25 protein-coding genes and 1 pseudogene are annotated in these 22,704 nt (G+C 36.4%); all 26 read left to right on the forward strand.

The genetic code is table 11. The features are described from left to right. Positions 1 to 10: 10 nt before the first annotated feature. The 26 genes and pseudogenes from flgD to rpsB all read left to right on the forward strand — a co-directional run bounded on the left by flgD (position 11) and on the right by rpsB (position 22,488). Positions 11 to 643: a flagellar hook assembly protein FlgD gene (flgD, locus tag J2Z40_RS03365; protein WP_066393595.1), complete on the forward strand. Its 633-nt coding sequence runs from the start codon at positions 11 to 13 to the stop codon at positions 641 to 643. A 17-nt stretch (positions 644 to 660) separates the two neighbouring features. Then, complete coding sequence (locus J2Z40_RS03370) at positions 661 to 1,050, forward strand: TIGR02530 family flagellar biosynthesis protein (RefSeq protein WP_066393597.1); 390 nt, start codon at positions 661 to 663, stop codon at positions 1,048 to 1,050. Between the two features lie 82 nt (positions 1,051 to 1,132). Then, a complete protein-coding gene (locus J2Z40_RS03375) occupies positions 1,133 to 2,389 on the forward strand; it encodes a flagellar hook protein FlgE (protein WP_066393599.1) in 1,257 nt (418 codons plus the stop codon). Positions 2,390 to 2,443: 54 nt separating this feature from the next. Next, a complete protein-coding gene (locus J2Z40_RS03380; RefSeq protein ID WP_066399229.1) occupies positions 2,444 to 2,665 on the forward strand; it encodes a flagellar FlbD family protein in 222 nt (73 codons plus the stop codon). Then, positions 2,655 to 3,083: a flagellar basal body-associated protein FliL gene (gene fliL / locus J2Z40_RS03385; protein WP_066393601.1), complete on the forward strand. Its 429-nt coding sequence runs from the start codon at positions 2,655 to 2,657 to the stop codon at positions 3,081 to 3,083. The genes J2Z40_RS03380 and fliL overlap by 11 nt, the downstream gene beginning before the upstream one ends. A gap of 56 nt (positions 3,084 to 3,139) precedes the next feature. After that, positions 3,140 to 4,141, forward strand: coding sequence for a flagellar motor switch protein FliM (gene fliM, locus J2Z40_RS03390; RefSeq protein ID WP_066393603.1), 1,002 nt, complete (start codon positions 3,140 to 3,142; stop codon positions 4,139 to 4,141). Then, positions 4,128 to 5,396 (forward strand): flagellar motor switch phosphatase FliY, encoded by a 1,269-nt coding sequence (fliY, locus tag J2Z40_RS03395; protein WP_066393606.1) that lies wholly within the window; start codon positions 4,128 to 4,130, stop codon positions 5,394 to 5,396. Before fliM ends, fliY begins: the two co-directional genes overlap by 14 nt. 25 nt (positions 5,397 to 5,421) lie before the next feature. Continuing rightward, entirely contained in the window at positions 5,422 to 5,784 is a 363-nt protein-coding gene (locus J2Z40_RS03400; RefSeq protein WP_066393608.1) for a response regulator, read from the forward strand. 25 nt (positions 5,785 to 5,809) lie between these two features. Further along, positions 5,810 to 6,487 carry a flagellar biosynthetic protein FliO gene (locus J2Z40_RS03405; protein WP_066393610.1) on the forward strand — a complete coding sequence of 226 codons (678 nt, stop codon included), beginning with the start codon at positions 5,810 to 5,812 and terminating at the stop codon, positions 6,485 to 6,487. Beyond that, entirely contained in the window at positions 6,484 to 7,149 is a 666-nt protein-coding gene (gene fliP / locus J2Z40_RS03410) for a flagellar type III secretion system pore protein FliP (RefSeq protein WP_066393612.1), read from the forward strand. The genes J2Z40_RS03405 and fliP overlap by 4 nt, the downstream gene beginning before the upstream one ends. 17 nt (positions 7,150 to 7,166) lie before the next feature. Beyond that, positions 7,167 to 7,436, forward strand: a complete 270-nt coding sequence (gene fliQ / locus J2Z40_RS03415) for a flagellar biosynthesis protein FliQ (RefSeq protein ID WP_066393615.1) — start codon at positions 7,167 to 7,169, stop codon at positions 7,434 to 7,436. Between the two features lie 4 nt (positions 7,437 to 7,440). Beyond that, on the forward strand, positions 7,441 to 8,217 hold the full coding sequence (gene fliR / locus J2Z40_RS03420) for a flagellar biosynthetic protein FliR (protein ID WP_066399240.1): 777 nt from the start codon (positions 7,441 to 7,443) through the stop codon (positions 8,215 to 8,217). A 3-nt stretch (positions 8,218 to 8,220) separates the two neighbouring features. Continuing rightward, positions 8,221 to 9,306 (forward strand): flagellar biosynthesis protein FlhB, encoded by a 1,086-nt coding sequence (gene flhB / locus J2Z40_RS03425; protein ID WP_066393617.1) that lies wholly within the window; start codon positions 8,221 to 8,223, stop codon positions 9,304 to 9,306. A 96-nt stretch (positions 9,307 to 9,402) separates the two neighbouring features. Continuing rightward, positions 9,403 to 11,439 (forward strand): flagellar biosynthesis protein FlhA, encoded by a 2,037-nt coding sequence (gene flhA / locus J2Z40_RS03430; protein ID WP_066393618.1) that lies wholly within the window; start codon positions 9,403 to 9,405, stop codon positions 11,437 to 11,439. Further along, positions 11,436 to 12,617, forward strand: coding sequence for a flagellar biosynthesis GTPase FlhF (flhF, locus tag J2Z40_RS03435; RefSeq protein ID WP_066393620.1), 1,182 nt, complete (start codon positions 11,436 to 11,438; stop codon positions 12,615 to 12,617). Before flhA ends, flhF begins: the two co-directional genes overlap by 4 nt. Further along, positions 12,601 to 13,470, forward strand: a complete 870-nt coding sequence (locus J2Z40_RS03440; protein ID WP_066393621.1) for a MinD/ParA family protein — start codon at positions 12,601 to 12,603, stop codon at positions 13,468 to 13,470. The genes flhF and J2Z40_RS03440 overlap by 17 nt, the downstream gene beginning before the upstream one ends. Positions 13,471 to 13,479: 9 nt before the next feature. Beyond that, a pseudogene (locus J2Z40_RS03445) lies at positions 13,480 to 14,580 on the forward strand (protein-glutamate methylesterase/protein-glutamine glutaminase). A 20-nt stretch (positions 14,581 to 14,600) separates the two neighbouring features. Continuing rightward, entirely contained in the window at positions 14,601 to 16,658 is a 2,058-nt protein-coding gene (locus tag J2Z40_RS03450; protein WP_066393622.1) for a chemotaxis protein CheA, read from the forward strand. 25 nt (positions 16,659 to 16,683) lie between these two features. Further along, a complete protein-coding gene (locus tag J2Z40_RS03455; protein WP_066393624.1) occupies positions 16,684 to 17,151 on the forward strand; it encodes a chemotaxis protein CheW in 468 nt (155 codons plus the stop codon). Positions 17,152 to 17,155: 4 nt separating this feature from the next. After that, complete coding sequence (locus tag J2Z40_RS03460) at positions 17,156 to 17,797, forward strand: chemotaxis protein CheC (RefSeq protein ID WP_066393625.1); 642 nt, start codon at positions 17,156 to 17,158, stop codon at positions 17,795 to 17,797. Further along, positions 17,790 to 18,287: a chemotaxis protein CheD gene (locus J2Z40_RS03465; RefSeq protein ID WP_066393627.1), complete on the forward strand. Its 498-nt coding sequence runs from the start codon at positions 17,790 to 17,792 to the stop codon at positions 18,285 to 18,287. The genes J2Z40_RS03460 and J2Z40_RS03465 overlap by 8 nt, the downstream gene beginning before the upstream one ends. 196 nt (positions 18,288 to 18,483) lie before the next feature. Further along, positions 18,484 to 19,245 (forward strand): FliA/WhiG family RNA polymerase sigma factor, encoded by a 762-nt coding sequence (locus J2Z40_RS03470; protein ID WP_066393629.1) that lies wholly within the window; start codon positions 18,484 to 18,486, stop codon positions 19,243 to 19,245. Positions 19,246 to 19,271: 26 nt separating this feature from the next. Next, complete coding sequence (locus J2Z40_RS03475; protein WP_066393632.1) at positions 19,272 to 20,657, forward strand: FapA family protein; 1,386 nt, start codon at positions 19,272 to 19,274, stop codon at positions 20,655 to 20,657. An 11-nt stretch (positions 20,658 to 20,668) separates the two neighbouring features. Next, the gene (locus J2Z40_RS03480) at positions 20,669 to 20,986 is read left to right on the forward strand and encodes a hypothetical protein (RefSeq protein WP_066393633.1); all 318 of its coding nucleotides are present in this window, start codon (positions 20,669 to 20,671) and stop codon (positions 20,984 to 20,986) included. A gap of 9 nt (positions 20,987 to 20,995) precedes the next feature. Further along, positions 20,996 to 21,640 carry a DUF6115 domain-containing protein gene (locus J2Z40_RS03485; RefSeq protein ID WP_066393634.1) on the forward strand — a complete coding sequence of 215 codons (645 nt, stop codon included), beginning with the start codon at positions 20,996 to 20,998 and terminating at the stop codon, positions 21,638 to 21,640. 146 nt (positions 21,641 to 21,786) lie between these two features. Further along, positions 21,787 to 22,488, forward strand: a complete 702-nt coding sequence (gene rpsB, locus J2Z40_RS03490; RefSeq protein ID WP_066393635.1) for a 30S ribosomal protein S2 — start codon at positions 21,787 to 21,789, stop codon at positions 22,486 to 22,488. Positions 22,489 to 22,704: the final 216 nt, after the last annotated feature.

A 22,704-nucleotide genomic window follows, 5' to 3' on the forward strand; every position in this document is an offset into this window, starting at 1 on the left:
TGTGATATATATGACAAATACAATCGATTCATCATTGCTGCTTTCTGATTATCAACAGAAGCAAAGAAAAACGGGTTCTGACATTTTAGGCAAAGATGACTTTTTGAAAATATTAATGGTTCAGCTGCAAAACCAGGATCCAACAAATCCGATGCAGGATAAAGATTTTATTGCTCAAATGGCTACTTTTTCTACTTTGGAGCAGATTACGAATATGGGCAAGACGATGGAAAACTTTGTGAAGGTACAGGAACAAAGTCAAGTCATTGCTTATAATCAATTTGTTGGCAAAGATGTAACTTGGCATAAGATTTCAACTTCAGCTTCAGGGCAGGAACCTGTTATTGAAGAAGGAACAGGTCGAGTAGCTTCCGTTCAATTTAAGGATAATAGTGTTATTTTTATTCTTGATGATGGAACAAAATTAGAGCCAGCAAATATTTCGCAAATTAATGAAACATCAAAAGAAAATGCAATGGTACAAGCAAGTATGATGATTGGGAAAATTGTTACTTTCTTAGATGAAAACAAAGTGGAAAAGACAGAGGAAGTGAAATCAGTTTCATTTAAAGATGGAAAAACCGTTTTCCAATTAGCAGATGGGACGACAATTACGTCTTCACAAATTACAAAAATTGAATAATACAGGGAAGTGATTGGATGGATAAAATGATGTTTCATCCGATTCAACCAAAGTCCGTAACGAAACCCAAACCAACATCAGTCAATCAAACGTTTCAATCGAATAATCAATTTACCGTTCATTTTCATCAAGCTTTACAAACAGACAGCAAGCTTACTGTGAGCAAGCATGCAAAGGAGCGCCTCCTTCAAAGAGGAATTCATATCAATGAAACGAGTTGGAATCAGATTGAAAAGAAAGTACAAGAAGCAAAAAACAAGGGTGTAAAGGAATCACTTGTATTGCTGAAAGATGCAGCACTTATCGTCAGTGCAAAAAACAATACAGTGATTACGGCAATGGATCGGGAGGAAGCCCGAACACAAATATTTACGAATATTAACGGAACGATACTGTTAGATCAATAAAATGATTGGCTGGACCTTCAAATGGAAGCCATGGCTTGCTGAATGATGGATGCAAGCTGTATATGAGAGGAGTAATTATTAAATGCTACGTTCAATGTACTCAGGAATAAGCGGAATGAAAAACTTTCAAACAAAGTTAGATGTAATTGGTAACAATATCGCTAACGTTAATACTTTTGGATTTAAAAAGGGTCGAGTAACTTTTAAGGATACAATGAATCAAATGGTTGCTGGCGCAAGTGCCGCTAGTGAAAACCGTGGAGGAAAAAACCCAATGCAGGTTGGATTGGGATCAACACTTGCAACAATAGATACAATTCATACAGGAGCAAGCTTGCAGACAACAGGTCGAGCACTTGACCTTGGGATAGATGGGGATGGATACTTCGTTGTCAAACAAGGAAATGCAGAATTCTATTCTCGTGCTGGAAATTTCTATTTAGATGATGACGGAAATTTAGTTAACGGGGATGGATTGAAAGTACAGGCTTATAAGGTAGATTCTAAAACTAATTTACCAACAAATCAGTATGGGGATGTAGCTGTAAATGTTAACGCTGTGTTGCCAGCAACAGCTACTGGAGATATATCAATTACAGAAAACCTATCTGCAAATGCAACTGATGGTTCCATTTTTACTCAACAAATTAAAATTGTTGATGATGCTGGGAAAGAACACAAAATTGATGTTCATTTTGAAAAGTCAACAACAGCAGATACCTGGAACGTTTATATAAACGCAGATCCAGCAGCAAATCCTAAACCTACAGCAGATACAACTATTGCATTTGATCCTGCTACTGGTATACCGACAACAACACCAACTTCTTTTGCTTTTACTCCTATAGCTACTGGAACTGCAGCACCTGCAGCACCTTTAATTCCGGGCTGGACGGGTGCAACTGCATTGAATTTAAATTTTAAGGATTTAACCCAAGTTGATGGTGCAACAACAGCTATAGTAAGCCCTGATGGAAATACTGAAGGAAGTCTAGAAAGCTTCAATATCGGTTCAATGGGTGAAATTAATGGTGTTTATTCAAATGGACAAGTTAATACATTAGGGGTACTTGCTCTGGCTAAATTCAGCAACTCTTCTGGTTTACAAAAGGCTGGGAACAATCTTTTCCAAGCATCCATTAACTCGGGTACACCAAATGTGGGAATTCCAGGTAGTGGACGTGGAACAATCGCTCCTGGCTCTCTAGAAATGTCCAATGTTGACCTCTCTGAAGAGTTCACTGAAATGATTGTTACTCAGCGTGGATTCCAAGCTAATACACGTATTATCACTACATCTGATGAAATCTTGCAAGAGTTAGTTAACTTAAAACGATAAGTTAAAGGGGGGACAGGGCCAGAGACTTAAAGCTCTTTGGTCCTGAACATAACATTGATAAAGGTTACTCGATTAAATGGCAAAGAATTTATGTTAAATGCGATCTATATTGAAACGATTGAATCTTTTCCTGATACGACAATTATGCTAACAAATGGGCGGAAATATGTTGTACGGGAAGATGAGGATATGGTTGTAGAGCGTGTCAAAAGTTTTTATCAATCTGTAAGCCTGCTAGGGCAACAGCGTATGGGAGAGGATGAAAATGAAGAATAATAAGCTGCTAATGATTATGATAATTATGCTTGTTGCCATTACCCTAGTTGGTGCTGTTGCGGTTATTGTTGTCAAGGAGCTAAATAGTAATTCGGGGTCACAAGCACCTACGATTGATGAAGTATTAGAAGCATCTGTTGATGTGCCACAAATTACAACGAATTTAGCGAGCAATGATTTTCTTCGTATTTCTTTTAAAATTCAAACAGACAGCAAAAAAGCAAAAAGTGAATTAGAGAAAAGAGATTTTCAAGTAAAAGATATTATTATTCAGGAATTGTCTGAAATGACTGCGAAAGACATCCAAGGAAAGGGTGGACAAACGCTCTTGAAAAAAGCATTAAAAGAAAAAATTAACGGCCTCATGCAAAAAGGCAAGGTTGAAGAGGTCTTTATTACCGAATCTCTCCTTCAATAGAATGTGTGTTGGGCTAATGAAATATAGCTAAATTTCTAAACTGGAGGTGAGTTCTCATGTCTGGAGAAGTATTGTCACAAAATGAAATAGATGCCCTTTTATCTGCAATATCAACTGGTGAGATGGATGCGGATGAACTAAAAAAGGAACAATCAGAAAAAAAGGTCAAAGTTTATGATTTCAAAAGAGCCCTTCGTTTTTCAAAGGATCAAATAAGAAACTTAACAAGAATTCATGATAATTTCGCACGACTTTTGACGACATTCTTTTCAGCACAACTAAGAACATATGTACAGATTACAGTAGCTTCTGCTGATCAAATCCCATATGAGGAATTCATTCGTTCAATTCCCAAAATGACCATATTAAATGTATTTGAAGTCCCGCCATTAGATGGTAGAATTCTTATGGAGGTTAATCCGAACATCGCCTATTCATTAATGGATCGAATGATGGGAGGAAAAGGATCGAGTGTCAATAATGTTGAAAATTTAACTGAAATTGAAACAAAAATCATGTCGAACACATTTGAAAGTGCTTTTGAAAATTATCTAGAAGCATGGAATACGATAGTTGACATTGATCCAATGCTCGTCGATTTTGAAGTGAATCCGCAATTTTTGCAAATGGTTTCACCGAATGAAACGGTTGTTGTCATTTCATTAAATACAATGATTGGAGAAACAAGTGGAATGATCAATATATGTATTCCACATGTTGTTCTCGAACCGATTATTCCTCGATTATCTAATAGTTATTATATGCAGAAGGAAAAAAAGGATAGGGAACCTGATGAGATTAAACGTCTGGAAAGTCATCTTCACTATGCAGAGCTGCCAGTTGTTGGTGAACTTGGAAATTCAGAATTTAGTATTCAGGATTTCTTATTATTAGATATTGGGGATGTCATTGAGTTAAATAGACAAATTGATCAGCCGCTCATTGTAAAAGTAGGAGATATTCCTAAATTTATTGGGCAACCAGGTAAAGTAAATAAAAAATTAGCCATTCAAGTTTTGGATATTGTGAAAGGGGGAGACGACGTTGATGAGCGGTGATATGCTTTCACAAGATGAAATAGATGCTCTATTAAGTGGTTCAGATGATACAGATACAGAAGAAACATTAGATGATTCCCTTTTTGTTGAAGATTATCTATCAGCTATGGAGCAAGATGCTCTAGGTGAAATCGGTAATATTTCATTTGGGAGCTCAGCTACAGCATTGTCTACTTTACTAAATCAAAAAGTAGAAATTACAACTCCAACAGTTTCTATAATAGAAAAAAAGAGGTTGCAAGAGGAATTTCCACATCCATATGTTGCAATCCAAGTAAGTTATACAGAAGGATTTTCTGGAAGTAACTTATTAGTAATCAAGCAAGAGGATGCAGCAATTATAGCTGATTTAATGCTTGGCGGGGATGGGAAGAATCCATCAGATATGATGGGGGAAATCCAATTAAGTGCTGTGCAGGAAGCAATGAATCAAATGATGGGTTCAGCAGCTACGTCAATGTCAACTATTTTTAGTAAAAGGGTTGATATTTCTCCACCGACAATTGATATGCTAGACATTCAAGAAGGTGAAGGAACAGAAGTAATCCCAGCTGAAGAAGTATTGGCGAAGATTTCATTCCGATTGAAAATTGGTGATTTAATTGATTCGAATATTATGCAGCTTTTGCCACATCCATTTGCAAAAAGCTTAGTTGAAGAATTGTTAAATCCAAGTCCAGACCCTGTAATAGATACGACGATAAGTAGTGAGATGGAAGCTCCTGTTCAACCATCCATCCCTTCAAGTGAAATTTCGATGGAAAAGCAGCCAGTTCAACAAAGCTATGGATATAATCAAGCGGCAGCCCAACAGGTAGAACAAGCAATTCCACAAGCAGGGTATCAGCAGCAGGCATATGTCTATCAGCAGGCAGTACCAATGCATTCAAATGGGCCACAACATCTTGGATCTGCGTTCGCCGATGGATCAAATGTAAATGTACAGCCAGCTGTATTTTCAAATTTTGAGCCTGTTCATTTACAAGAGTCTGAGTCGAAAAATTTAAATATGCTTCTCGATATTCCGTTGCAGGTTACCGTTGAACTTGGCCGTACGAAACGATCTGTGAAAGAAATACTTGAGCTATCATCTGGTTCGATTATTGAACTTGATAAGCTTGCTGGGGAGCCAGTGGATATTCTCGTTAATAACCGTCTGATTGCCCAAGGGGAAGTAGTTGTCATTGATGAGAACTTTGGTGTTCGTGTGACAGACATTATTAGTCAAAGCGACCGCATAAAAAAACTTAGATAAAAAAACGCATGGGGGTTAAGGAGTTATGGCGCAAAAAATATTAATTGTTGATGATGCAGCATTTATGAGAATGATGATTAAAGACATACTAACGAAAAATGGTTTTGATGTAGTAGGGGAAGCTGCTGACGGTGTACAAGCAGTTGAGAAGTATAAAGAATCCATGCCAGATCTTGTGACGATGGATATTACGATGCCTGAAATGGATGGAATTACAGCTTTAAAGGAAATTAAGAAGATCAATCCAAATGCGAAAGTAATTATGTGTTCTGCAATGGGGCAACAAGCAATGGTAATTGATGCTATTCAAGCGGGAGCAAAGGACTTCATTGTTAAGCCTTTCCAAGCTGATCGTGTCATTGAAGCAATCTCAAAAACTCTAGGATAATACATTGAATAGAGGGTGCAGTCTATTGCAATATGTAAAAAAGACTTTTCTTTTTCTACTTCTTATTGGAATTGCTCTGCTAGGCCAGGAACTTCCAGCCTCTGCAGAGCAATTAAATAATAGTGTAAAGGATTTCTATGAGAATCCTGAAAGTAATGGGGAGAAAGAAGAATCCCCACCTGAGCAAAAGGAACGAGAAGAACCGTTGGATATTGAGCCTTCAACAGTAGGGATTACTGCGTGGGATATTATCAAAATGATCCTTGCTACAGGGTTTGTCATTGCACTTTTATATTTTTTACTTAAATTCATTAATAAAAGAGGCAAAATGTATAACAGCAATCAGCTAATTGAAAACTTAGGTGGAACTTCCTTAGGTACGAACCGTTCAGTACAAATAATTAAGGTAGGAAATCAAGTTTTAGTTGTAGGTGTAGGGGAGAATATTCAGCTTCTAAAAGAAATTACTGATGCTGAGGAATGTAGTCGAATTATTTCAGAGTACAATGATAAAATGGAACAGCTTGTTCAACCAAGCGATATTGTGACAAAGGTACTTCAACTTAAGAAGAAGAATCAGCAAACAACGGATAATAAAGGGAACAAATTTCAATCACTGTTAAAAGAGCAGCTAGATGATATTTCCAAAGGCAGAAAGAAATTATTCGATGAAATGGAGAAGAAAGGGTCAGACGAGCGATGAATGAATTTATGGAGTTTTTTAACAATAGTTCGCCTGAGAATGTTTCGACTTCCGTTAAATTAGTCTTAATGCTGACGGTTTTATCATTGGCACCAAGTATTCTTATTTTAATGACTTGCTTTACACGAATTGTTATTGTTCTCTCCTTTGTCAGAACGGCGCTTGCTACTCAGCAAATGCCCCCGAATCAAGTCATTATCGGACTATCATTGTTTTTAACTTTTTTTATTATGGCACCTACCTTTCAACAGGTAAATCAAGAAGCACTTACACCACTTTTTAATGAAGAAATCAATTTGGAAGAGGCGTACGAGAAAGCAGCTCTTCCGTTTAAAGAATTTATGAGCACACATACACGGCAAAAGGATTTAGCATTGTTTCTCGATTATTCCAAGGCAGATAAGCCAGAATCGATTAGTGATATTCCGTTAACAGCACTTGTGCCAGCATTTGCAATAAGTGAAATTAAGACAGCTTTTCAAATTGGGTTTATGATTTTCATTCCATTTCTTGTGATTGATATGATTGTAGCAAGTGTCTTAATGTCCATGGGAATGATGATGCTTCCACCGGTAATGATCTCACTTCCTTTTAAAATACTGTTATTTGTCCTTGTAGATGGCTGGTATTTAGTCGTTAAATCGCTCTTACAAAGCTTTTAAGCAGGTGAATATAGAAAATGACTCCTGAAACAGTTATATCGATTGCAGAACGCGGCATTATTACTGTATTACTTATATGCGGGCCGCTATTGCTTTTAGCGCTTATTGTTGGGCTAATTGTTAGTATCTTTCAAGCAACAACACAAATTCAAGAACAAACATTAGCCTTTATTCCTAAAATTGTGGCTGTATTAGTAGGGATTGTGTTTTTTGGACCGTGGATGCTTAGCCATCTCCTTTCATATGCGGGCGATATTTTTTCTAACTTAACGAAGTTTGTGGGTTGATATGATGGTAGAATTATTACCCGCTTTTCCAGCATTTTTATTAGTTTTTGTAAGGGTAACATCTTTTTTTCTGATGATGCCCCTTTTTTCATATCGATCAATTCCGACTGCGGCAAAAATTGGCATAGGCTTTTTTATGGCAATGATTATGGTATTCACATTTGATCTACCTGCAATCGAAATAGATCATAATTACTTTTTATTGATAATTAAAGAAGCACTTGTTGGTCTAATGATTGGTTTTATCGCTTACTTGCTATTGTCTGCTATACAAATTGCGGGTGGCTTTATTGATTTTCAGATGGGATTTGCAATTGCAAATGTGATAGATCCACAGACAGGTGCACAAAGTCCATTAATGGGCCAATATTTATATACGATTGCCCTTCTTTTTTTACTAACAGTAAATGGACATCATCTCATGCTGGATGGTGTATTTTATAGTTATCAATTCATTCCGATTGACCAGCCGTGGATTCCTTTCGGAGATCCGAATTTGGCTGAATTTATCATTAAAACATTCAATTCGATGTTCATTATCGCTTTCCAATTGTCCATTCCAGTAGTGGGTAGTTTGTTTTTAGTTGATATCGCATTGGGAATTGTCGCTAGAACAGTTCCGCAGCTTAATGTTTTCGTTGTCGGTCTTCCATTAAAAATTGGCGTGAGCTTTATCGTGCTTATCATAGTAATCAGTGTATTAATGATTGTTATTTCTCAATTATTTGAAACAATGTTAAGCACAATGCGTGGACTCATGGAATTAATTGGGGGAGCATAGTCAATGAAACAATTATTAACTTTAGACTTACAGTTTTTTGCTGGAGAGAAAACAGAGAAAGCAACACCGAAGAAACGGCAAGATTCGAGAAAAAAAGGACAGGTTGCTAAAAGCCAAGATGTAAATACCGCCATTGTTTTATTAGGCGTCTTCCTTTTTCTCTTGTTTGCCGGGTCATATTTAAAGGATATTATTATTAACCTCATGAAGCATAGCTTTCAAGAATTTATGCTGCTCGAATTAACAGAAGTAAATGTTTATACTGTTTTTCTAACGATTTTAAAAGAGCTTGTTGTCCTTCTAGCACCGATTATGGCTGTTGCGATGATTTCCGGTGTGGCAGCAAATTATATGCAAGTTGGCTTTTTATTTTCAACTGAAACAATTCAGCCGAAATTAGAAAAACTTGACCCAATTAAAGGATTCAAACGAATTTTTTCAGTGAGAGCGTTAGTAGAACTGCTTAAATCAATGTTGAAAATTGGATTTGTTGGTCTTGTTACTTTTATGGTTTTATGGAGCAGGATTGATGAAATTCTTATCTTATCACAGTTATCAGTTGGCGCGGCACTAGCAACTATTGGCGGATTGACAGTGCAAATGGGCATTTTTGCTTCTGCTGCCTTATTATTTCTTTCTTCACTTGATTATTTGTATCAGAAGTATGATTTTGAAAAAAACATCCGAATGTCAAAACAAGATATTAAGGATGAATATAAAAATATTGAAGGGGACCCGCTCATTAAATCTAAGATTAAGCAAAAACAACGGGAAATGGCGATGAGTCGAATGATGCAGGAGGTTCCTAATGCAGATGTAGTTATTACGAACCCAACTCATTATGCTGTTGCATTAAAGTATGACGAAACAAAATCAGATGCACCGTATGTAATTGCTAAAGGGGTTGATTTCGTTGCCCAGAAAATCAAACTTATTGCCAAAGAAAAAGAGATCATAACTGTTGAAAATAGGCCTCTTGCGAGAGCTTTATATAGTCAGACCGAAATAGGTGACGCCATCCCAGAGGAATTCTTCAAGGCGGTGGCGGAAATATTAGCCTATGTATATCGAACAAAAAAGAAAATCTAGTAATTTGAAAGATTAAAAGCTGTAGTGCGTAATCGCCTAGAACAGATTTACAGGTGAGAACGGCGTTTGCGCTTTTCTTAATAGGAGTGGACATAAATGCGGTTAAAAGACTTATCAGTTTTACTGAGCGTAATCTTAATAGTAGCAATGTTAATCATTCCTTTTCCAACGTGGCTGCTTAGTATTTTAATTCTGATTAATATTACATTGGCTCTTCTTGTCTTAATGACAACAATGAATATGAGTGAGCCACTCCAATTTTCGATTTTTCCATCTTTATTGTTATTATTAACATTATTTAGACTTGGCCTGAATGTATCCACAACAAGATCGATTCTTTCTACTGGTGATGCAGGCGGGGTTGTTCATACTTTTGGTACGTTCGTTGTTGGCGGAAATATTGTAGTTGGACTTGTTGTTTTCTTAATTCTTATTATTATTCAATTTATTGTTATTACAAAGGGTGCTGAGCGTGTTTCCGAAGTGGCAGCAAGATTTACGCTTGATGCGATGCCAGGGAAACAAATGAGTATTGATGCTGATTTGAATGCGGGCATCATTTCTGAACAGCAGGCACGAGAACGTCGGGAAAAAGTAAGCAGAGAAGCTGACTTTTACGGTTCAATGGACGGTGCGAGTAAATTTGTTAAAGGAGATGCGATCGCAGGGATCATTATCGTATTAATCAACTTGATATTCGGGATTGTCATTGGAATGATGCAGCTTGGCTTGCCATTTGCTGAAGCCGCTCATCGCTTTTCATTAATGACGGTTGGTGATGGCCTTGTGAGTCAAATACCAGCGCTACTTATATCTACTGCTACAGGGATTGTCGTAACAAGAGCTGCGTCAGATGGAAATCTTGGTTCAGATATTCTTACGCAATTATTTGCATTTCCAAAGATGTTATATGTGACTGGTGGAACGATCTTTCTACTCGGATTATTTACACCTATTAATGATATTCTAACGATTCCGATCGCTGCATTGCTTTGTATCGGCGGGTATATGATTTCCAAAACACCAGAGTCAGGAAAAGAACCTTTGGAAGAATTGGAAGATGAAATGGAAGCAGGGGAAATGAAAAGCCCTGAAAATGTCGTTAGTTTATTAAATGTGGATCCGATCGAATTTGAATTTGGCTATGGACTCATTCCTCTTGCTGACGCCAATCAAGGTGGAGATTTACTTGATCGGATTGTTATGATTCGCCGGCAGCTTGCAATTGAACTTGGCTTGGTCATTCCAGTTGTGAGAATTCGTGATAATATTCAACTCCAGCCGAATGAGTATCGACTCAAGATAAAAGGAAATGAAATGGCTCGAGGAGAGCTTTTGCTCGATCATTATTTAGCAATGAGTCCTGGAATTGAAGACGATTCAATTGAAGGAATTGATACAGTGGAGCCATCCTTTGGACTTCCAGCGAAGTGGATTACTGAAGATATGAAAGAGCAAGCTGAAATATTTGGTTATACGGTAGTAGATCCACCATCTGTTGTATCTACTCATATTACTGAAGTGATTAAAGGGAATGCCCATGAACTGCTTGGACGACAAGAAACGAAGCAGCTAATTGATCACTTAAATGAAAGTTATCCAATTTTAGTTGAAGAGGTAACACCAAATCCACTCACGGTAGGTGAGGTTCAAAAGGTACTTGCTAAGCTTCTAAAAGAGAATGTCTCTATTCGTAATTTACCAATAATATTTGAAACATTGGCGGATTTTGGAAAAGTCACGAGTGACACAGAATTGCTAACAGAATATGTTCGCCAAGCATTAGCTCGTCAAATTACTAATCAATTTTCTCAAGGAAATGATTCACTAAAAGTTGTAACTCTTTCAGGAAAAGTGGAAAAGCTAATTGCTGAGGGAATTCAACAAACAGAGCATGGAAACTATTTATCGATCGATCCAACTGTTTCACAAGGCATCCTTGAGTCAATCGCATCACAAGTTGAACAATTATCGCTAATGGAACAAACACCAATTGTTCTATGTTCTCCTGCAGTCAGAATGTACACTAGACAATTAACAGAACGGTATTTCCCACAAATACCAATATTATCTTATAATGAGCTTGAAGCAAATGTTGAAGTACAGAGCGTTGGGGTGGTGAATGTGGAGTGAAGGTGAAAAAATTTATAGGCTCTAGCATGTCTGAAGCGATGAAACAAATTCGTGCAGAACTTGGAAGTGAAGCAGTCATCTTAAATTCAAGAGAAGTCGTAACAGGTGGCTTTCTTGGTTTATTTAAGAAAAGAACAATTGAAGTGATTGCCGCTGTTGATCCAAAATCAACCCAACAGCAAATTCCGACGACTAAGCAAAAGAAAATCATCACTCCAATTACAGAGAAAAGTGAATGGAAGCCTCAACCGGTTCCTCAAGATATTCAACCGATCGAGCCAAAACCATCAAGTGATGTAATAAAAGAAATTAGTGAACTGAAATCTCTAATGAAAACAATGTCTGTTCAGAACAACGGATTTTCACCAGCATACCCTGCAGCAGTACAAATCATGCAAAAGCGTTTAAATGATCAAGAAATTGATTCAAGCATACAGGAATCCATTTTAAGCAGTCTTCTTGAAAAATGGTATATTGCAGGTGCAAATGCATCCATTGATAAGGTTTACACTTGGCTTGAGCAGGAATTAATCAACCGATTGAATGATATTCCTTTCGGCGGGGTATCATTTTCGAAAAAGTATATAAATGTTGTTGGGCCAACAGGTGTTGGAAAAACAACGACATTAGCAAAAATTGCTGCCGAATGTGTAATTAATTACAAGAAAAGGGTTGCATTTATCACGACAGATACTTACAGAATTGCAGCCATTGAACAATTAAAAACATATGCAAAGATATTAAATATTCCATTAGAAGTGTGTTATACAATTGAAGAATTCAAAAAGGCAACTGAAGCATTTATGGATTATGATCTTGTTTTAATTGATACTGCCGGAAGAAACTTTAGAAATAAACAGTATGTAGAGGATCTAAAGAAGGTTATTGATTTTGATAAAGATATAGAAACATTATTAGTTCTTTCTTTAACGGCTAAGCAGCGGGATATGGAAGATATTTACGAACAATTTTCAGCAATTGGAATTGATAAGTTTATTTTTACAAAAGCAGATGAAACATCGACATATGGTGCAATGTACAACATGATCAATAAATACAACAAAGGTGTTGCTTATATGACAAATGGTCAAAATGTTCCTGATGATATGATCGCTGCTAATCCACATGCTCTTGCGAAAACAATTATTGGGGTCGAGAATAATGAAAGATCAAGCTGAAAAACTAAGATTAAGACTTAATGGAAATTCAGAGGTCAAGACGCCAAAAACGTTAGCTGTTGTTAGTGGAAAGGGAGGAGTTGGGAAATCAAATTTATCTTTGAGTTTTTCGATTTCTCTCGCTTTAAAGGGCAATAAGGTTTTGTTATTTGATATGGATATGGGAATGGGCAATTTAGATATATTGATGGGGAAGTCTTCTGAGTATTCGATCGTGGACTTTTTTGAAGGAACGATATCTTTACGAGAAACAATTATGGAAGGTCCAGAAGGAATGAAGTACATTGCTGGCGGTTCAGGCTTATCTCATTTAGTTGGACTTAATGATGATCTGATCCATTCCTTTTTAGATGAGCTTTCTGGATTAATTAATGAGTATGATTATGTTATTTTTGATATGGGGGCAGGGGTGTCTGAAGCAACATTAAAATTCATTCTCTCTGTTCAAGAAATCGTTGTTATTACAACGCCAGAGCCTACCTCAATGACAGATGCATATGCTATTATGAAACATATACATTTAATGGATTCGTCCATTCCTTTCTATATGATTGTGAACCGATTTCAAACGGAAAAAGAAGGACAGCAAACTTTTTTACGACTATCAAATGTGTTAAAAACTTTTCTTGGAAGAGATGTTTTCTGCCTTGGCATGGTTCCTGACGATCGTGCCATTCAATTAGCAGTTAGACGACAAATCCCATTTATCTTATTTAATCAAAAGTCAGCTGCTTCAAAATCAATGAAGCAAATAACGGAAAGATACATGGAAAGACAGTTTTCACAATTGCCATCTACACATACTTCCATTCACTTTGTTTCAAAGCTTAAGAAATTTCTCTTTGAAAGGTAGGAGATCAGCATGACTAAAATAAGTGTCCTCGTAGTGGATGATTCGGCATTTATGAGGAAACTCATTTCTGATTTTCTATCGGAGGATTCCCGGATCGAAATTATCGGGACTGCAAGAAATGGAAAAGATTGCATCGATAAATTAAAAGTACTAAAACCAGATGTTATTACAATGGATGTTGAAATGCCATTATTAAATGGGATAGATGCATTAAAAATAATTATGAAGAATGCCCCTGTGCCAGTTATTATGCTCTCAAGTACTACGAAAGAAGGAGCAGAGAATACGATAGTAGCTATGCAAAATGGAGCCATCGACTTTATTGCGAAACCTTCAGGAGCGATCTCCCTTGATTTACACAAAATCAAGGAAGAATTAATACAGAAAATCATTTCAGCTAGTAAAGTGAATCGTAAACAATTAGTTAAATTAACAAATGATAAATATTTATCTACTACTAAGGCTGAAAGTTATAGTAAAATAGAACTGCATGAGAATAAGCAGCAAGTAAATAAGTCACTTGTTAAGTGGAATCAAGCATCAAAAAAACTAATATGCATTGGCACTTCCACTGGTGGGCCAAGAGCTCTTCAAAATGTACTAACAAAATTACCAGCCAATATAGATGCGGGTATTTTAATTGTTCAGCATATGCCAGCAGGATTTACTAAGTCTTTAGCAACACGATTAGATTCACTATGCATGATTTCTGTTAAATAAGCGACAAATGGGGAAATCGTCCAAAAGGGAACAGCTTATATCGCTCCTGGCGGGTTCCATATGAGAACAATCCAAAAGGGACCGAATATCGTGATAAGTCTTGACCAAACAGAGGCAAGAAATGGCCATAGACCAGCAGTCGATACATTATTTGAATCCATTAGTGAGATACAGCAGTATTCGAAGATAGCTGTAATAATGACTGGTATGGGTTCAGATGGGGCGAAGGGCTTACAAGTATTGAAGCAAAGTGGCTCAGTGAAAGCAATCGCTGAATCAAAGGAAACATCAATCGTTTTTGGAATGCCAAAAGCTGCAATTGCAACGAATTTAATTGATGATATACAAGATGTAGAAAATATTGCACAAACAATTTTGAAATATGTTTAATGCCGAGGGGTGTAGGCCAGATGGATATGAATCAGTATTTAGAGGTGTTTATAGAAGAAAGCAAGGAGCATTTACAGGCATGTAATGAACAACTTCTTGAATTGGAGAAGAATCCAGAGGATATTGCTATTGTTAATGAGATTTTCCGTTCAGCTCATACATTAAAAGGAATGTCTGCGACGATGGGCTATGAAGATTTAGCTAAGTTAACACATCAAATGGAAAATGTCCTTGATGCAATCAGAAACGGCAAGATTAAATTTAATCCAGAAATATTAGATGTCGTATTTCTAGCGGTCGATGATTTAGAAGCAATGGTGCAATCAATCGCTGACGGTGGAGATGGAAAAAGAGATGTTTCAAATGTGGTGGCCAAATTATTGTTAATTGAAAATGGTGAGAGTCCTGCAAATGCTGAGGCAAAGAAAGAAGTAGCTGTTGCGATTGCTGAAAAACCACAAGCGGCTAAAAGTGAATATGATGAATTTGAATTAACGGTTCTTCAACAATCACGTGACCAAGGATTTGAAACATACGAAATTACGGTTGCCTTACGAGATGACTGCCTATTAAAAGCTGCTCGAGTATTTATGATCTTTGAAATTCTTGAGAAGATTGGTGAAGTAATTAAGGCAAACCCTTCTGTGGATCAATTAGAAGAGGAAAATTTTGATCAAGAATTTACAATAACAATTGTATCGAAAGAAAGTAATCATGATATTCAAAAGAAAATAATGAAGGTTTCTGAAGTAGATCGTGTAGATGTTAATATCATATCTTTAGAAAACCTTCGTCAATATGAAGAGCAAGAAGTAACTGATGTGACACCTGAAAAAAATAATCATGTAGAAATAGAGAATACTAGTAATGAAGATCAAGAGAGCAAGCCAGAAGATAAAAAGGCTGCCAATACGACAAAACACTCTAGCAGCAAAACAATTCGTGTAAATATTGAAAGATTGGACATCCTATTAAACTTATTCGAAGAATTAGTGATTGATCGTGGACGTCTAGAACAAATTTCAAGGGATTTGAATAACCAAGAACTACATGAAACTGTAGAGCGTATGTCTAGAACGACTGGTGATTTACAAAATATTATTTTAAATATGCGTATGGTTCCAGTAGAAACAGTCTTTAATCGCTTCCCACGAATGGTTCGTCAATTAGCACGTGATTTAAATAAAAAGATAGATCTTGAAATTATTGGGGCAGAAACAGAATTAGATCGAACAGTTATCGATGAGATTGGTGATCCTCTTGTTCATTTAATTAGAAATGCACTTGATCATGGTGTAGAGACGCCAGAGGAACGGAAAGCAAATGGAAAGAGTGAAGTTGGAACTGTTGTTCTCAAGGCTTATCATAGCGGAAACCATGTATTCATAGAAATTGAAGATGATGGTGCGGGAATCAGCCGTGATAAAGTTTTAAGTAAAGCCTTAAGCAAGGGCATTGTAACAGAGCAAGCTGCAGCATCGATGACCGATAGTCAAGTGTATGAATTGATTCTTGCTTCTGGATTTTCAACAGCTGATAAAATTTCTGCAGTTTCAGGACGAGGAGTAGGCTTAGATGTAGTTAAGAGCACAATTGAATCATTAGGTGGATCCATTTCAATTGAATCAAAACTTGGACAAGGGTCTGTATTCTCTATTCAATTGCCATTAACTTTATCAATCATTTCTGTCATGTTAACTGAAATTCAACAAGAAAAATTTGCTATTCCACTTTCTTCAATTATTGAAACAGCTATTGTAAAGAAAACGGATATTCTAAATGCACATAATCAGCAAGTAATTGATTTCAGGGGCAAAGTTGTTCCTGTATTATTCTTGAACGAAATATTTGAAGTGCCAGTATTTGAAGAATTAGAGGACGAATTCTACTCTGTTGTTATTGTTAGAAAAGGGGATAAGATGGCAGGACTTGTTGTTGATTCCTTTATCGGGCAACAGGAAGTTGTCCTTAAATCACTAGGCAATTATTTAACTAATGTATTTGCGATTTCTGGCGCGACCATTCTTGGGGATGGACAAGTGGCTTTAATCGTTGACTGTAATGCATTAATTAAATAGAAACAAATGAGGGGGTGTACAATAAATGTCAGAAGCAGTAGCATCAGATATTAAACTTATTGTTTTCCAATTAATGAATAAAGAGTATGCAATTCCTGTGAATCAAGTGCAATCGATCGAGAAGGTTGAACATATTACTAGAGTGCCAAAAACAGAGAAGTTTATTAAAGGTGTCATTAATCTTCGAGGAGTCATTACGCCAATTATTGATTTGCGTAGCCGATTTGAACTTGAAGAAGCAGAAGTTACGGAAAGTACACGGGTCATTATTGTAAATTTTAATGATTTAGAGGTAGGTTTTATTGTCGACCTAGCGAATGATGTGATTGATATACCAGTTGAGTCCATTGAGCCTCCACCAGAAGTAGTTGGGGTAACGGAAGCAGAGTATATTAATGGTGTTGCCAAAATTGGAAAGCGCTTATTAATATTAATAGATTTAGAAAAAATATTAATTCCAGAACAATTAAGTAATTTAGGAATTGAAGGATAAATCAATGGATTTCATTGATAAGATTTCTTCGTTGCATCTTGATATTTTAAAGGAAATAGGCAATATAGGGGCAGGTAATGCTGCAACAGCTCTTTCACAAGTCTTAAATAAGAAAATTGACATGAAAGTACCAGATGTTCGTGTTGTTTCCTTTGATGAAATGATGGACATGGCTGGCGGAGCTGAAAATGTTGTTGCTGGAGTTTTTCTAAGAATTGAAGGGGAAGCTCCAGGAAATATGTTTTTTGTACTTCCACTTGAACAGGCAACTAGCTTTATACAAGTAATGATCGGTGATGAAAGCTTTTCGTTTGAAACGACACCTTATAATGAAATTGGCTTGTCTGCATTACAGGAGCTTGGCAATATTCTTTCGGGGTCTTATTTATCTGCTTTATCAGATTTCACAAATTTATCTCTCTATCCTTCTGTACCTGCATTAAGCATTGATATGTTTGGTGCCATTATAAGTTATGGCTTAATTGAATTATCACATGTAAGTGATTATGCCATCGTGATCAATACATCTTTGAATGAAGAGGAAGAAAAGTACAAAGAATATGTGGAGGGTCACTTTTTTCTTCTCCCAGACCCTGACTCATTTCAGACCATTTTCAAATCATTAGGAGTTAGTCATAATGATTGAATGTAAAGATACGATTAAAGTTGGAATTGCTGATATGAATATTGTTAAAGCGCCAAATGTAATTAGAACTTCTGGATTAGGATCTTGTGTGGGTGTAGTCGTCTATGATCAATCACGAGAACTAGCAGGTCTTGCTCATGTCATGCTGCCTGATTCTTCACTTACAAGGTCAGGCAGCTTAAATATTGCCAAGTATGCAGATACTGCAATAAAGGAGCTAGTTTCAATTTTAATGAAGAATGGTGCTAGGTCATATTCGTTAAAGGCCAAAATTGCTGGTGGTGCCCAAATGTTTCAATTCACAAGTGGAAGTGATATGATGCGAATCGGCCCTAGGAATGTAGAAGCGGTGAGAAAGGAACTTGCCGATCTTCATATTTCCATTGTGGCAGAGGATGTGGGTGGAAATAGTGGGAGAACGATTGAATTTAATCCTAAGACGTGTTTGTTAAATATACGGACAGTGAATAAAGGCATTAAGGATCTTTAGTAGATTTCATTCGGTAACTATTCATATCCTCTGATGGCTTATTTATATCAGAAGATTGTGTCAGCCTCTTTCTCGATGAAAGGGCTGTTTTCCTATTGATATATTCCCCGAGTATGATGTGAAACGCTAGATTTGGCATTGATAAAAATGGTTACGCACAGTAAAAGTGTAATGCAAACGTTTGAGGAGGATGGGTATGGCACATCTATTGACAGAGGAGCAAACACATTGGCAAAGCTGGGTCACTTCACGTGATGCTGAAGCTGGGAATTTCCTTGTTCAAAAGTACTTGCCTCTTGTAAGTTATCATGTTCAGCGCATATCGGTAAATCTTCCAAAAAGTGTTTCTCGTGATGATATCCGCAGTCTTGGGATGATTGGTTTGTATGATGCTTTAGAGAAATTCGATCTAAACCGAGATTTAAAGTTCGATACGTATGCCTCTTTCAGAATACGTGGAGCGATTCTAGATGGTTTACGTAAGGAAGACTGGTTGCCTCGAAATACGAGGGAAAAGGCGAAAAAAATTGAGGCAGCAATTGAAAGACTTGAGCAAAAATTAATGCGTAATGCAACAATTCAAGAGATTTCTTCAGAGTTAAATTTACCTGAAGAGGAAGTACAGTCTGTTATGAATGAACATTTCTTTGCTAACATCTTATCGATTGATGAAAAACCAAGTGATCAAGATGATAAAGAAGGACAATCCTTTATTATTAAAGATGAAGGAACAGAAATGCCTGAGGAGAAGTTAATTAAGGATGAAATGATTAGTGAAATGGTCAAGTTAATTTCACAATTAAATGAAAAAGAACAAATAGTAATTAGTTTGTTTTATAAAGAGGAGCTTACTCTAACAGAGATTGGCCAAGTCATGAGTCTCTCAACATCTAGAATTTCTCAAATTCATTCCAAAGCAATTTTTAAATTGCGCCATGCTTTGGAGAAAGTCTATTAATTCTGTAGGGAAAGAGGAGATGGCAGGTGGAACAATATTTTCGCCTTATAATTGATAAAAATCGGCTAGTGGCAAAAATAGAACGAATTGCGCAAGTTGAGGATGATTTTGCAATGTCGCAGGATGAAGTCATTCAATTTCTTAACAAGGAAAAAATCGCCTTTGGAATAAAGGAAGAAGTTGTAATCAATATATGCCATTCACCAAATTCAATTCAATATCCAATTGTTATTGCTGAAGGGATTCCTTCGAAGGATGGAAGCAATGCTTACTTACTGGATGAGGTGCAAAAGGATAAAAAAGAAAAACGGGAGAAATTTAACTTCCGCAATGTAATCGAAATCCCCTCTGTAACGAGTGGACAAGTATTAGCTTCAATTTACCCACCAACCCCCGGAACATCGGGCACCGATGTATTCGGTCATGTTATTCCAGCCAAAAATGGCATGCCACTAAAAATTCGCCCAGGTAAGAATGTTATTCTAAATGGAACAAAGTTTTACTCAACATCTGATGGACAACTTAGCTTAACTAGTAAATTAATTTCAGTCAATCCTGTCTACGAAGTACAGGGAGACCTAGATTTGAAAACAGGAAATATTAATTTTATTGGGAATGTTGTTATTAGAGGAAATGTTCCTAGTGGATATGAAGTCATTGCAGGCGGAGATGTTAAAATATTCGGTTTAGTTGAAGGCGCTATCATTCGGTCGGATGGAAATATTATCATATCAGGCGGTGTTTCTGGAGGAAATAAGGGGAGCTTATTTGCCATAGGAAATATTCAAGCTGCCTACTTAAACCAAGCGAATGTAGAATCTAAACAGGATATTTTTGTGAATAATTCAATTTTACATAGTGAAGTGAAAGCGGCGGGCTCTATTTTCTGTGAAAATGCATTGGTTATTGGGGGGAGGCTAACTGCTGGAAAGTCTATACATATAAAGGAAGTAGGAAATAGATTATTCACGAAAACAACTCTCCGAGCGGGCGTGGATGACTCTGTTATTGAAAGAGAGAGTGCTCTTCAAAAGAATAAAATCGAATTAAATGCAACATTTGAAAAGCTTATGATGATTGAGAATAAGCTCTTGCGCATTGGCAAAGCAAAAGGGATGTTAACTGCTGAACAAAAATCAATTATTTTAATGCAGCGAGAAAGCAAAAATAAGATTACACAACAGTTAAAGGAAATCGATGAAGAGCTTGAAATAATAAATAATGAACAAAGCGAAAGAAATAATTCATGTATTCATATTTATAAAACAGCCTATCCAAATACAATTTTTCAGTTTGGAAAATATGCCATTCAATTGCAAAAAAGCCAATCAAGCAGTAAGTACTCAATCTCTAATAGTGAAATCATCTCTGAGCCAATCGTAGAATTTAAAAATCCAGTTATTAAAGTCTAGGGTGACTACATATGAGCTTAAAGTCTGTTGAGATGCAAATTGCTTTACCTAGAACATTTGAAGCAGGGAAAATTCAAGAACAGCTTCAACAACGCGGGCAAATTGCGAATGATTTTGCTTCTGAGTACACGAGTAAGGAAGCGGAACAAAAAAGGAAAACAGTAAATAAACAGGAGCAAAAGGGAAATGTAAGGTTATCCCAGGAACAAAATGAGCATGATCAAGATCCGAATCATTCAGAGAAAGATGAGCATCAAATAAAAGATTCTCAAAAAGAGAAAAGAGAAAAACACCCCTATAAAGGAAATTTCATTGATTTTAGCGGATAGAGGGATGGTATGACTACATTTTTTTTATTACTTAGCTTGTTTTTAAATATATTAGCCTTATTTGCAATTGTCATTTTATTTCTCCGCCAAAATCGACTTTTGCAAATGGAAAAGAGCCAAGAAAAAGTACTAGCTGATATGGAGGAAGTCATTTCTGCCTATTTAGTACAAATGAAAGAAGAGAATGAAGCATTTATTACTAAAGTACAACAAGTTGAAATTCTGCCCAAATTACCTTTTAATTCAACAATAGAGAAAAAAGACAATGTTGAATTGTCAATGAAGGAAATCGATCAGGGAATTTCGAAAGGACTTGCAAAAGAGACAACCCTATATAATCGGGTAGGTAAAGCTTCGGCACATAAAGCGGTCAATACATATAAACAATACGTGAAAGCAGAAAGTAAGGATACACAATCGAGCGAGAATGATCAAAGAATAAAAGCAGATTCTGAAGTTACTCTCCCTCCATTTGAAGAGGAGCCGAATAAAACAGAAAATCCTCAAAAAAAAGAAGAGTTGAAACCTTCATTAATTAACCAGATAATAGAATTAAAGAAACAAGGTTATACAATAGAGGAAATTGCACAACTTCTTAATAAAGGCAAAACGGAAGTGGAACTATTACTTAAATTTCAAAGCCATAATAGATAATGCTTGATTGTTTTTTAATGATATGCTATATTAACAAATGGTGTTAATACACACGCTTATTGATTTAGTCGGATGGTGCTGAGTTCTCGGTTCCCGATTGAAAATGATTTAAGCGGAGGAAATCAAACCATTAGGAGGAAACACAAATGTCAGTTATTTCTATGAAGCAATTGCTTGAAGCTGGTGTACATTTCGGACACCAAACACGCCGTTGGAACCCTAAGATGAAAAAATATATTTTCACAGAGCGTAACGGTATCTACATCATTGACCTTCAAAAAACAGTTAAAAAGGTTGAAGAAGCTTATAATTTTGTTAAGGAACTTGCTGGAAACGGCGGTACATTCCTATTTGTTGGTACAAAAAAACAAGCACAAGATTCTGTTAAAGAAGAAGCTATCCGTTCTGGTATGTACTATGTTAACCAACGTTGGTTAGGTGGTACTTTGACAAACTTTGAAACAATTCAAAAGCGTATTTCACGTCTTAAAGACATTGAAAGAATGTCAGAAGATGGTACTTTTGAAGTGCTTCCTAAAAAAGAAGTTGTTCAATTGAAAAAAGAACAAGAGCGCTTAGAAAAATTCTTAGGCGGCATTAAAGATATGAAGGGTCTTCCTGATGCATTATTTATCATTGATCCTCGTAAAGAACGCATTGCTGTTGCTGAAGCACATAAATTAAACATTCCAATCGTTGGAATCGTGGATACAAACTGTGATCCAGATGAAATCGATGTTGTTATCCCTGCTAATGATGATGCGATTCGTGCTGTTAAATTATTAACAGGTAAAATGGCGGATGCTATCCTTGAAGCTAAACAAGGTGAAGAAGTTACAACTGCGTAATTAAAAAACAGAAGTAACTTGCTCAAAAAGGGACGACAGAATTAGGCAGCTGACGTAAAGGGTGTTCATTCATCTTTTTGGCTGATTGCCTTATGACCAAAAAGCCCCTTAGCATTAGGGTTGGAGTTCTATCTAACACCTAAGAAGCAAATTATTTTTGGTTACAATAAAAAGGTGATAAGAGGAAGCACTCTTTATCACCTTTTTTTGAAGAAA

The organism is Cytobacillus eiseniae (assembly GCF_017874625.1).
GTDB classification, from domain to species: domain Bacteria; phylum Bacillota; class Bacilli; order Bacillales; family Cytobacillaceae; genus Cytobacillus; species Cytobacillus eiseniae.